Annotated in this window: 8 protein-coding genes; all 8 read left to right on the top strand. The window is 40.9% G+C overall.

Going from position 1 to position 12,564, the window contains the following annotated elements:
• Positions 1-38 precede the first annotated feature (38 nt).
• The 8 genes from AC4IF5_RS06010 (at position 39) to nadC (ending at position 12,485) form a co-directional block, all read left to right on the top strand.
• Positions 39-2,150: a T9SS type B sorting domain-containing protein gene (locus AC4IF5_RS06010; RefSeq protein ID WP_490732625.1), complete on the top strand. Its 2,112-nt coding sequence runs from the start codon at positions 39-41 to the stop codon at positions 2,148-2,150.
• A gap of 155 nt (positions 2,151-2,305) precedes the next feature.
• The gene (gene dnaB, locus AC4IF5_RS06005) at positions 2,306-3,892 is read left to right on the top strand and encodes a replicative DNA helicase (RefSeq protein ID WP_490732623.1); all 1,587 of its coding nucleotides are present in this window, start codon (positions 2,306-2,308) and stop codon (positions 3,890-3,892) included.
• A 55-nt stretch (positions 3,893-3,947) separates the two neighbouring features.
• The gene (rnhA, locus tag AC4IF5_RS06000; protein WP_490732622.1) at positions 3,948-4,424 is read left to right on the top strand and encodes a ribonuclease HI; all 477 of its coding nucleotides are present in this window, start codon (positions 3,948-3,950) and stop codon (positions 4,422-4,424) included.
• Between the two features lie 164 nt (positions 4,425-4,588).
• Entirely contained in the window at positions 4,589-6,850 is a 2,262-nt protein-coding gene (locus tag AC4IF5_RS05995) for a T9SS type B sorting domain-containing protein (protein ID WP_490732620.1), read from the top strand.
• 156 nt (positions 6,851-7,006) lie between these two features.
• Positions 7,007-9,265: a T9SS type B sorting domain-containing protein gene (locus tag AC4IF5_RS05990; protein ID WP_490732618.1), complete on the top strand. Its 2,259-nt coding sequence runs from the start codon at positions 7,007-7,009 to the stop codon at positions 9,263-9,265.
• Between the two features lie 119 nt (positions 9,266-9,384).
• Positions 9,385-10,011, top strand: coding sequence for an NAD(P)H-dependent oxidoreductase (locus AC4IF5_RS05985; RefSeq protein WP_490732616.1), 627 nt, complete (start codon positions 9,385-9,387; stop codon positions 10,009-10,011).
• 30 nt (positions 10,012-10,041) lie between these two features.
• Complete coding sequence (nadB, locus tag AC4IF5_RS05980) at positions 10,042-11,613, top strand: L-aspartate oxidase (protein WP_490732614.1); 1,572 nt, start codon at positions 10,042-10,044, stop codon at positions 11,611-11,613.
• 11 nt (positions 11,614-11,624) lie between these two features.
• Positions 11,625-12,485 (top strand): carboxylating nicotinate-nucleotide diphosphorylase, encoded by an 861-nt coding sequence (nadC, locus tag AC4IF5_RS05975; RefSeq protein WP_490732612.1) that lies wholly within the window; start codon positions 11,625-11,627, stop codon positions 12,483-12,485.
• The last annotated feature ends 79 nt before the right edge of the window (positions 12,486-12,564 follow it).

The raw sequence follows: 12,564 nt of genomic DNA, 5'->3' as shown, positions 1-12,564 counted from the left end.
CACCCTCAACCTTGTTTTATAAAAAAATTGTTTTAATAATGAAAAAAATACTACTTCTTTTTATTTTATTGATAACACAAGCAGTATATTCACAATCAGACTGTGTCACAGCTATTCCCATCTGTGGAAATTCTGATATTTCCTATAACCCTTCCGGCCATGGAGAAATTGTAGAAATCCTTTCTCAAAACGGAGGATGCCTGAATAGCAATGAAAACTTGTCCGTATGGTATACTTTCACCATTGCAACTTCAGGGACACTTGCATTTACGATCAGCCCCAATGATCAGGATGATGATTATGATTTTGCAGTTTACGGACCAACCACTAACGGATGCACATCTTTACAGAATGCCGATCACGTTTTTGTACAGCCCATCAGATGTAATTACTCAGGAACTGCCGGAGATACGGGACTGGATATTAACCTGGACCCGGCAAGCGGAAACAGCGGCAAATGGAGCCCTTATATGAATGTAGTGGCAGGAGAAACTTATTATCTGATCATTGATAATTATAGCAATTCAGCCCAAGGCTTTTCTATGGTCTGGTCTGGTACCGCAAGTTTAAATTCCGCGTTCAACAACCAGACTCTGGCTCCTAATCCATTCCTTCCTCCCGGCATTCCGGCAGCCAACGATGATGATCCAAGCCAGGTTATGGTTTGCGCCCTGCCTACTCAGTTTGATTTCAGCACCCTGAGTGCCGGAATCATTAATGGCAACAGCCCTGATTTCACTGTAACTTACCATGACAATACCAACGATGCCCTTACTGCAGCAAATCCCCTTACAATAGCAACAGTAAACGGTACAACATCTTATTATTACAGAGTAGTATACAGAGACCCTAACAATCCCGACAACCCTATAAACGGATGTTTTATAACAGGAGAATTTAAATTTGTTAATGCAAGTATTACAGCCAGCTCAGCAACTTTATATTCATGTAATAATAACGGAGAAGGCAAAGCAAAATATGATCTAACAACAGCCAATGTATTTGGAGGAACGAATGCCGTCATCAAATACTATCCTACTACCGCAGATATGAATGCAGGCACCAATGAGATCACTGATCCGACGAACTATGTTTCGCCCGAAACAACAATCTATGTAAAGGTGACCTCTGCTTTCGGATGTATAGCCACAACTACCATCAGATTAATATTCCACCCGGTCGTTGCGCTGCAGGATGCTGTGCTTGAAAGCTGCTATATTGAGAATGATGTTAAGCATTCAATCTTTGATCTTTCAAAAGCTTCAATTGGCGTACCTGTTCCAACACCAACAGGAACAATTATAAAATATTATACAACAGTAGCTGATGCCAAAGCTCAATCCAATCCAATTGCGACACCTTTGAACTATCTTTCAGAAAGTACTACAGTATATGCAAGAGTAGATAACGCTAACCAATGCTATTCTATCGCTACAATTGAATTGAAAGTATTGCCACCCGTACAGTCTGCCGTACTAAAAGATAAAACAATCTGTGCAGAGGACAAAACAACGCTTGACGCAGGACCAGGATTTGACAGCTATGAATGGAGCACAGGCGAAACGACACAATCCATCAGCAATGTTGGCGTTGGCACTTATTGGGTAAAACTTCAGACCGGACAATGCTTCACTCTTCAGGAGGTACGCATACATCCCAGCTTACAGCCTGTTGTTTCAGGAATAGAAATAAGCAACAATAATATAACCGTTACCGTTACAGGCGGGGTTCCTCCATACAAATATTCAATAGATGGCACCAACTGGCAGGACTCCAATACCTTTACCGGACTTCCAAGAGGAGAAAATACAGTCTATGTAAAAGATACTTACAACTGTACCCCGATTCAGGTTACCATTACGGTTCCAAACCTTATCAATGCTATTACTCCAAACGGGGATAACGTAAATGATGTGATTGACTATTCAGCACTTGCTTATAAGAAGAACCTGATATTCATCGTGTATGACAGATATGGAAACAAACTTCATGAGTCCAATAAAATGAATAACTACATATGGGATGGAACAGCCTTTGGCAAAAAGATCCCAACCGGAACTTACTGGTACACGATTTCATGGAATGAAGACAATAAAAACAATACCGAAACCAAATACTCAGGATGGGTATTGGTAAAAAATAAAGAATAAGTTTTTTACTGTATCACTTAAAAAAATCACCTCAGACCGAGGTGATTTTTTTATCAACATATCCAACCTCCTGTTTACAGCATTTTCCTAAAAACTGCTTATAATTTGTTGAATACTATTTTTTGAATATTTTTTAAATAAACTATCTTTGCACCATGGCTCAGAAAGAAACATTATCATCCCTGACACACGGAAACTTTGCAAAAGAATTGTCTATTGCGGATGGAAAAATGCCTCCCAATGCAGTAGATTTCGAAAGACTGGTTATAGGAACTTTTTTGATTGACAAAAAAGGTCTGGATCATTCTATTGACCTTCTTACCCCGGAAGTATTTTATGATCCCAGACATCAGGTCATCTTTTCTACCATCTTAAAGCTGTATGAAGGCAACCACCCGGTAGACTTAATGACGATCATCCAGGATCTGAAAAAGGAAGATAAGCTCAGCCAGGCAGGTGGTGATCATTACATTATCGACCTAACCATGGGAGTAAGTTCATCTGCCCATATTGAATACCATGTACGTGTTATTCTTGAAAAATATATTTTGAGAAGCCTTATCAATGTTTCAGCGAATGTAATTGATTCTTCGTATAAGGAATCAACTGACGTTTTCGAACTATTGGATAAAGCGGAACAATCATTCTTTGAAATCACCAACGGAACAATTAAGAAAGGATTTGACACAGCCAATTCGCTAGTGAAACAGGCTATTGATACCATCAAATCTCTAAAGGATAAGCAGGGACTTTCAGGAGTCCCTTCAGGATTCAGAGATGTCGATAAGGAAACCGGGGGCTGGCAGAATTCCGACCTCATCATTATTGCAGCCCGTCCTGCAATGGGGAAAACAGCCTTCCTTCTTTCAATGGCGAGAAATATTGCAGTAGGCCATAAAATTCCTATGGCACTCTTCTCTCTCGAGATGGCTTCTGTACAGCTTATCACAAGGATGATCGCTTCTGAAACCAGAATTTCTTCTGAAAAACTAAGAAAAGGAACTCTGGATGATGAGGAATGGCAGAGACTTTTCTCCAACGTTTCCGAATTGGAAAATGCTCCTTTGTATATTGACGAAACACCTTCCCTTTCGATATTCGACTTCCGGGCAAAATGCCGGAGACTGGTAATGCAGCACGGAGTAAGGCTTATCATGGTCGACTACCTTCAGCTGATGACTGCAGGTGGTGGCGGTAAAGGAGTCGGAAACCGTGAACAGGAGATTTCCATGATCTCACGTTCATTAAAAGCTATTGCAAAAGAACTTAATGTTCCGGTAATTGCACTTTCCCAGCTTTCAAGAAGTGTGGAAACCCGTCCCGGGAAAAGACCTCAGCTTTCGGATCTTAGGGAATCAGGAGCGATCGAGCAGGATGCCGATATCGTATCTTTCATCTTCAGACCGGAATATTATAAAATTGCCGTTTGGGACAATGATGAAGAAGGGCAGGAAACATCTACAGAAAACCAGGCGGAGCTGATCATCGCAAAGCACAGGAATGGTGCTACAGCGGATGTCAGACTATCTTTCTTAAAACATTTTGCAAAATTCGGAGACATCGAAGCAGCCTTTGATGGTGGCTCAGGAGGAGGATATCCTTCCAACTTCGGTGAACCAAGCGGTTTTGATAAGATCAAGACGACTATCCAGCCAGGAGCAGCATTTGACCTTCCGGACAGTTCAAAACTTTCAGGTTCATCCATGAATGATTTTGATGACGATGACGATTTTCCATTTTAAGGTTTAAAAATTAAGACTCTATTTTACATCAGATAATTCAATTTTACAAACAGATTTGAGAATCGAAATTTACACCGACGGAGCTTGCAGCGGAAATCCAGGAAAAGGAGGATACGGAATTCTTATGCGTGTTCCTGAAAAAAATTATCAGAAAACATTTTCCAAGGGTTTTCGAAAAACCACCAACAACAGAATGGAACTTCTGGCTGTCATCACGGCATTGGAAAAGCTGAAATCAACCGAAAATGATATTCACGTGTACACGGACAGCAAATATGTCTCTGATGCCATCAACCAAAACTGGATTTCAGGATGGGTAAAAAGAGGCTGGAAAAATGTAAAAAACCCGGATCTTTGGAAAAAGTTCGTTGAGCTATATAACAAGCATACTCCTAAGATGCATTGGATAAAGGGCCATGCAGGACATTTCGAGAATGAGCTTTGTGATAAGCTGGCCGTAGCCGCAGCAGCCTCTTCCGACCTTGAGATCGATACTTATTTTGAGGGGCTTGAGAATAGCTCCCTCTTCTAATACCATTAACACAAATATAGATTTTCATGTAATACATTCATTATTTTATCACAAGAAATAATATTTTTTGAATAATAATTGAAATTTTTAACAAAATTAACATTAAATAAACATTTATTGATTGGGATTTAATATCTTTACCTATTAATCTAAGTCCCAAGTAAATGAATAAAAATCTATTATTTTATGTAACGGTTTTTTTAATCTGTATATCGTCGGGAAGATCTTTTTCCCAAACCTATCAGTTAACAGGCAACCCCGTCAATACCGCCGGATGGACTGTAGTCCCCACAGCAAGTGTGAATGGGGATTTTATTCAACTCACTCCGGATACCAACAACCAATCCGGTTCTATCAGGCTGAATGAACCTATCAACCTAAAATACTGTGACAAATGGAGAGTAGAATTCGACTTCAGAATGGATTCTAACCAAACCTCCAACGGAGATGGCATTGCGTTTTGGTACCTTGCCAATCCTCCCGTTGCCAGCGTATTAGGTTCCGGCCTTGGAGTTTCCCAGAATGCAGTTGGCTTTATCGTAGGGTTTGACACTTACAACAATACTACAACTGCAACGATGAGCAAAGTACATGTTGCTTACGGACAAGTTCCCAATACAACGGACACCAACAACGTAGAATTCTTTAATGTTGCAGGCAGCTCTTTCCACTCCCCGGATCTGAATACGACCCAGCCTTTTCAGGGTACTACCTACAAGCACGTTGAAGTAACCGCTGAAGTTGATCCCGCCGTTCCCACCAACTGGATCGTAAAAATAACAATTGATGGCAATTTAATCTGCAACCAGTCTTTCGCTCCTTCAGGCACTGCAGCGGCAATGACGGTAGGCTACTTCGGGTTTTCGGCATCTACAGGGGGCGCAAGGTCAAGACATTCTATTAAAAATGTAAAAATATACACTGATAAGGTTCCTATTTTACAGAACTCCGCTACCCAGTCTTTCTGTCCTAATCCTACTACCGGATACGGAAGTGTGAATCTGACAACTTTCAATTCTCAGTTCGTCAGCAATCCCGGGAATTATACCTTTACTTACTACCCCTTTGGCAGTTCGACACCAATAGCCAATCCCGCCAACTATCAGTTCAATGCCAATACAACCGTAACAGTCGTTATAAAAGATAATGCAGGGATATTGTGTGATAATCCTGACGGAAAAATCCTTCTGGTCCTTGCACCTTTTAAAGCGGAAGACCAAACCCTCACCGCATGTAACAACAATAAGGCAGGAACAGCCACATTCAATCTGAATTCCGCCAACGTAACAAATGTTCCGGGGGTAACAAAAAAATACTATAAAACCCTTGCAGATCTGAATACAGATACAAATGAAATTCTGTACCCTGACAATTACATATCCGCTCCGGGAATTGTTTACGTAAAAGTAACGACCCCCCAGGGATGTACCGGCACAGCAAAAATTACCCTGGCTTTTTACCCCGACACTCCCGTAAAAGAAGCTACTATCAGATCATGCTTCATCGAAAACAATATTTCCAGTGCAATATTTGATCTTACTACCGCTGATGTAACCTCCCTAACCAGCGGAGTCAGCAAAAAATATTACACAACGACAGCCAATGCATTAGAGGGAACCAATGAGATCATGAACCCTCTTCAATATCTGTCAACAAACACTGCTGTATACGCAAAAGTAACGGATGCCAACGGATGCTTTGCCATTGCCAAAATCAATCTTGTTGTTCTTCCTCCTGTTAAATCTGCCATACTGAAAGACAAAACCCTCTGCATCGGTGAGAAAACAGATCTGGATGCAGGTACCGGTTTTGACGGATACGAATGGAGTACCGGAGCGACAACTGCATCTATCACAGATGTTGGTGTAGGCCTTTATTGGGTAAAACTGAAAACAGGCGATTGTATCACAACCCAGACCGTAAAAATAAATCCGTCTCCTAATCCTGTTATCTCGAGCATCGATATTGACAATAATAAAATTACGGTAAATGTATCAGGAGGAACTCCTCCTTATCAGTATTCCCTAGACGGACAAAACTGGCAACCTTCCAATATATTTACAGGTCTGGCAAGAGGAGAGGTGAGAGTCTTTGTAAAAGATTTCTATAACTGTCCCCCTGTTGAAGTTCAGATCACCGTTCCCAATCTGATCAATGCCATCACTCCAAATGGAGACAACGTAAATGATTTCATTGATTATTCTGCTCTGGCATATAAGAAAAATCTGGTATTCATCGTCTATGACAGATATGGAAACAAACTTTATGAGGCAGATAAAATGAGAAATTTCACATGGGACGGCACCTCATCAGGTAAAAAGGTTCTTACAGGTACCTACTGGTATACCATCTCATGGAATGAAGACAATAAAAACAATACCGAAACTAAATATTCAGGGTGGGTATTGGTAAAGAACAGAGAATAAGCTTTTAGCATCGGGACTACCTCTTCATACCGGGGTAGTTCTGATTTTAAATATAGGAACATTAGAAAAATGGCCAGATTAACTTAGCCATCAATTATGATTAACACTTTAAATTTAAGATTATTATAAAACCAACAACATCACAATCCATCCATCATGAAAAAAGATATACTCATTTTTTTACTGGCCACATTACTATACCTTCCCGGAAAACTATCTTCCCAAACCTATCAACTTACCGGGAACCCTGTCAACACTACAGGTTGGGATCTTGTCTCTGACGCCGTAGTAAGCGGAGACTTTGTAAGGCTTACGACCGACCAGACCAGCAGATATGGAGCTGTTAAGCTATCTACACCCATTACCCTCAGCTATTGCGATAAATGGAAAGTGGAATTTGATTTTAGAATCGACGGAAACGGAACCACACAATTCGGAAGAGGGGACGGCTTCACATTCTGGTACCTGGCCAATCCTCCTACAGGATTTGTATCGGGAGGAGGATTAGGTATTCCGGCAAATGCCTCCGGACTGATGGTAGGCTTCGATATATTCAACAATACCACCGAAGGGCAGATGAGTAAAGTACATATCCTGTACGGAACAAACAATACTGCCGGCAACAATATTGAATTCAACAATACAGCAGGAAGTACATTCCATTCTCCTGACCTCAATCCTACCGAGCCATTTGTAGGGGATACCTATAGGCACGTGGAAGTAAACGGAGAAACAGATCTTACCAACCCAACCAACTGGATTATTAAAGTAAGAATAAACGGAACGCTTATTGTTGATCAGTCTTTTGCGCCTTCAGGCGGTGCGGTAGGTATGTCACAAGGATATTTTGGCTTTTCTGCTGCAACCGGAGGAGCAAGTGCAAGGCACTCCATTAAGAATGTGATGGTATTTGTGGACAAAGTTCCTATTTTAAGCAACACCGTTACTCCGTTTGTATGTACAAATCCCGCAACCGGAAATGGCGTAGTAGATCTTACTTCGTATAATGACCAGTTTGTCAATAATCCTGGAAATTATATATTCACCTATTATGTACTGGGAAGCCCTACCCCCATCGCTAATCCTTCAAGCTTCCAATATTCAGGGAATACTACGATCAAGGTAATTGTCAAAGACCCGACTTCCACTCTTTGTGATAATGGAGACGGCGTTATCCAGCTTAATCCAACTCCTTTTGCAGCGACTGATGCAAGCCTTACCGGATGTAATAATAACAATGCCGGAACAGCAACATTTGATCTTAATTCAGCCAACGTCACAACGCTTACTGGAGTCACTAAAGAATTCTACCCTACCCTGTATGATCTGAATAATGGCACCAATCAGATCACCAATCCTTCTGCTTACGCATCCGGAGCCGCTACAATATATGTAAAGGTAACGACTTCTCAAGGCTGTGTAAGTACCGCCAAAATCACATTAAACCTCTATCCTGTCGTAGTTGTTAATGATACCGAATTAAAATCCTGCTTTATTGAAGGCAATACGTCTATGGCTTCTTTTAATCTTTTGGGCGCTATAGTTTCTCAGGGTGGACTTACCAAAAAATATTATCCGTCATTAACCGACGCAATCAATGACACCAATGAGATCACTACACCGGCAGCATACATCGCTCCTACCGGTGTGGCCTATATAAAAGTGTTTAACTCAAACGGATGCTATTCTATCGCTAAAGTTACATTAACAGTAATTCCTCCGGTATTTTCCAGAGTGCTAAAAGATCAAACCATCTGTATGGAAAGCAAAACCACTTTAGATGCAGGAGCCGGTTTCCAAAGCTACGAATGGAGCACAGGAGCAACTACACAAAGCATCAAGGATGTAGGAGTAGGTACATATTGGGTAAAATTAAAAACCGGAGATTGTATTGCCCTGCAGGCCGTAACGGTATATCCTGCTGAAAATCCGGTTGTGACCAGTATTGACATATCAGGAAACACAGTCACCGTGTATGCCAATGGAGGCGCCCCTCCTTATCAGTATTCGATGGATAATATTAGTTGGCAGGATTCCAATACCTTTACCAATGTCGCAAGAGGTGAGGCTAAAATATTTGTAAAAGACAGCTATAACTGTGAGCCTATCGAAATCAACATCACCGTTCCTAACCTTATCAATGTAATCACTCCGAATGATGACGGCATCAACGATTTCGTTGATTATTCCGCACTATCCGGAAAACAGAACCTGGAGATAGGAATCTTCGACAGATACGGTTATAAAATATTCCAGGCCGACAAATCCAACGGTTATAAATGGGCAGGAACCACCAATGGAAGCAAGAAAGTTCCAACAGGAAATTACTGGTATTCTATTTCATGGAAAGAGAATAACAAAAACAGCACTCCAATCAATTTCTCAGGCTGGATTGTTGTAAAAAACAGAGATTAATCACACTTTCCCTTAATATTAAAGAATCACTCCGAAAGCCGGAGTGATTTTTTATTAGCCAACAGGAGATATTTTGTTTTAAGGACACTTTATTCACATTCAATTCTTAAATTTGTGCTATGAATTATTTGGAAGCTTTAAGCAGAAGATATTCTGTAAAAAAATTTAATAATCAAATTATTCCTCAGGAAACCCTTCACAGTATTCTTGAGTCAGGAAAGCTGTCTCCCAGTTCGATGGGCCTTCAGCCTTATAAGATCATCATTGTTGAGAGTGAAGAAATGAAACAGAAGCTGATTCCGGCTTTTTACAATCCTTCTCAGATATCTACCTGTTCCCACCTGATCGTAATTATTTCAAAGAAGATCATTGAAGAGAATTATATCCGGGGGTATTTTAATCATATTTCTGAAGTAAGGGAAACTCCTGTTGAGAAACTTGATCCGTTCAGAGACAGCATTAATCAGCATATCAGCCAAAAAACACAGGATGAAATCTTCAACTGGGCAGAAAAGCAGTCTTATATCGTATTGGCTAATCTGATGTATGCCGCTGCTATTGAAAACATAGACTCATGCCCTATGGAAGGCTTCCGCCAGGATCTGATAGAAGAGATCCTGAAGATCAATCCCGAAACAGAGAAAGTAACCGTTACCCTCGCTTTAGGCTACCGTTCTGAAGAAGACCCTTTCCAGCACATGAAAAAAGTAAGAAAACCAAACGAAAAATTGTTTAAATTTATTTAATATTTAAACGGTTGTACCTAAAGCAAGCCTATGATAAAAGCGGATGTATTAGTAATCGGTTCCGGCATTTCCGGACTTTCCTATGCCATTAAAGTGTCTGAACAGCTCCCTGATGCCAAAATCATCATCGTAACAAAATCAGATGAAGACGAAAGCAACACCAAATATGCACAGGGTGGGCTCGCAGTAGTCACAGACTTTCAAAAAGACAATTTTGAAAAACATATTGAAGATACCATGCGTGCGGGAGACGGCGCTAACAAGCGTGACGTAGTGGAAATGGTTGTGAAAGAAGCTCCTGCAAGATTTAATGAAATTGTAGAATGGGGAGCTCAGTTCGATATGAAAAACGGCAAATTCGCTTTGGGAAGAGAAGGAGGTCATACCGAGAACAGGATCGTCCATCATAAGGACATTACAGGATTTGAAATCGAAAGAGCCTTGCTGGCCACTGCGAACAGCAGCCCAAATATTGAAATCCTTGATCATCATTACGTTATTGATATCATTACGCAGCACCATGTTCCAGGCAAAGAGCTTAACGAAGGGGATATTCATTGCTATGGGGCCTATATTCTGGATGAAAAATCCAAAAAGATCAAGAAGATCACATCCAAAATAACACTGGTTGCTACCGGTGGTGCAGGACATGTTTACAAGAACACAACCAACCCTACCATTGCCACAGGAGACGGAATCGCTTTCGTAGCCCGTGCGAAAGGGAAGGTTTCCAATATGCAGTATTACCAGTTCCACCCTACAGCACTTTACAATAAGATCGATGGAATGCTGTTCCTTATTTCTGAGGCAGTACGCGGAGACGGCGCAAAATTAAGAACAAAAAGAGGCGAAAAGTTCATGCACAAATATGATGAACGTGAAGAGCTGGCCTCAAGAGATATTGTTGCCAGAGCCATTGACAATGAAATGAAAATTTCAGGCGACGAATATGTAGGCCTGGACTGTCATGAGATGAACCAGGAAAGATTTCTGGAACATTTCCCGAATATCTATAAAAAATGTAAAGACGAGGGAATTGATCCCTTTACTCAGCTGATCCCTGTTGTACCGGCTTGCCACTACCTGATGGGTGGCATTGAAGTAGACAGAGATGGCCAGTCTTCCATTAATAACCTTTTTGCCGTGGGAGAATGTACAAATTCAGGACTTCACGGTGCCAACAGACTTGCTTCAAATTCCCTGCTTGAAGGGTTGGTTTTCGGACATAATGCTGCCATGAAAACAGTAGCATTGCTAAAGGAGAACAGCTTCAATTTCGATGATCTGAAAGCCGTTCCGGAATGGAATGAAGAAGGAATGAAGATCATGGATGAGATGGTAATCATAAGCTATCTCAGAAAGCAGCTTCAGGAAATGATGAGTGACCTGGTAGGTATTGTAAGAAGCAACAGGCGTCTGAATATGGCATTACAGAAGCATCAGGAAATTGCAGCAGCCGTTGATGAGATCTACCACTATTCTATTCTTTCTCCACAATTATCAGAGCTAAGAAATCTGACAACCGTTGCCCTTCTTATCATTACCCAGTCTATGGAAATGACAGAAAACAAAGGGGCATTTTATAATAAAGATCTAGTCTAAAAGCATATACAATGAAAAGACCAAGCTACGCAACAGATAAAGTTTTAAAGCAATTCATCAAAAATGCTTTGGAAGAAGACATTCAGGATGGAGATCATTCTACCCTTTCCACCATTCCGGAGGATTTGAAGCAGAGCGCAAAGCTTTTAGTGAAGCAAGACTGCATTCTGGCAGGTGTTGAGCTGGCAGAAATTATTTTTAAGACGTTTGACAAAACCCTGAAAATAGAAACCTTCCTTAAGGATGGAGATCCGGCAAAAGTGGGAGACATCGCTCTTATCGTAACCGGAAGCGCCAGGTCTATTCTTTCCACAGAAAGACTTATCCTCAACTGTATGCAGAGGATGAGTGGTATTGCAACGCTTACCCATGACTGGGATTCAAGGTTAGTAGGTACCAAAACTAAACTTTTAGATACAAGAAAAACCACCCCTAATTTCAGAGTTTGTGAAAAATGGGCGGTTGCCATAGGTGGCGGGACCAATCACCGGTATGGCCTTTACGACATGATCATGCTCAAAGACAATCATATTGATTATAACGGAAGTATCACCAATGCCGTGAAGATGGCTAAAGATTACGTTAAAAAGAACAAGAAAAAGCTTAAAATAGAGGTTGAAACAAGAAACCTTGAAGAGGTTCAGGAGGCAATCAATGCGAAAGTAGACAGGATCATGCTTGATAATATGGATGTTAAGACAATGAAGCAGGCTGTAAAAATGATCAACGGTTCATGTGAGTCTGAAGCTTCAGGAGGAATTACCCGTGATATGCTTAAAGAAATCGCTTCCACAGGTGTAACATTCATCTCTGCAGGTGCCCTTACCCACTCGGCTGAAAATATAGATTTGAGTCTCAAAGCAGTGAAATAGTTTTGAATTTTTAACAAAAACACCCCCACTTTGTTAAAAATTTAACAACATGACTTTTTTCATATAGAAATTCAATTTT

Source organism: Chryseobacterium sp. UF-290 (genome assembly GCF_058245615.1).
Note: the sequence above shows the minus strand (reverse complement) of the source record. Positions and strands in the feature narration are given on the sequence as shown.

Coding starts and splice junctions, on each gene's coding strand:
- AC4IF5_RS06010 (WP_490732625.1), top strand. CDS start 39: ATGAAAAAAATACTACTTCTTTTTATTTTATTGATAACACAAGCAGTA.
- dnaB (WP_490732623.1), top strand. CDS start 2,306: ATGGCTCAGAAAGAAACATTATCATCCCTGACACACGGAAACTTTGCA.
- AC4IF5_RS05995 (WP_490732620.1), top strand. CDS start 4,589: ATGAATAAAAATCTATTATTTTATGTAACGGTTTTTTTAATCTGTATA.
- AC4IF5_RS05990 (WP_490732618.1), top strand. CDS start 7,007: ATGAAAAAAGATATACTCATTTTTTTACTGGCCACATTACTATACCTT.
- AC4IF5_RS05985 (WP_490732616.1), top strand. CDS start 9,385: ATGAATTATTTGGAAGCTTTAAGCAGAAGATATTCTGTAAAAAAATTT.
- nadB (WP_490732614.1), top strand. CDS start 10,042: ATGATAAAAGCGGATGTATTAGTAATCGGTTCCGGCATTTCCGGACTT.
- nadC (WP_490732612.1), top strand. CDS start 11,625: ATGAAAAGACCAAGCTACGCAACAGATAAAGTTTTAAAGCAATTCATC.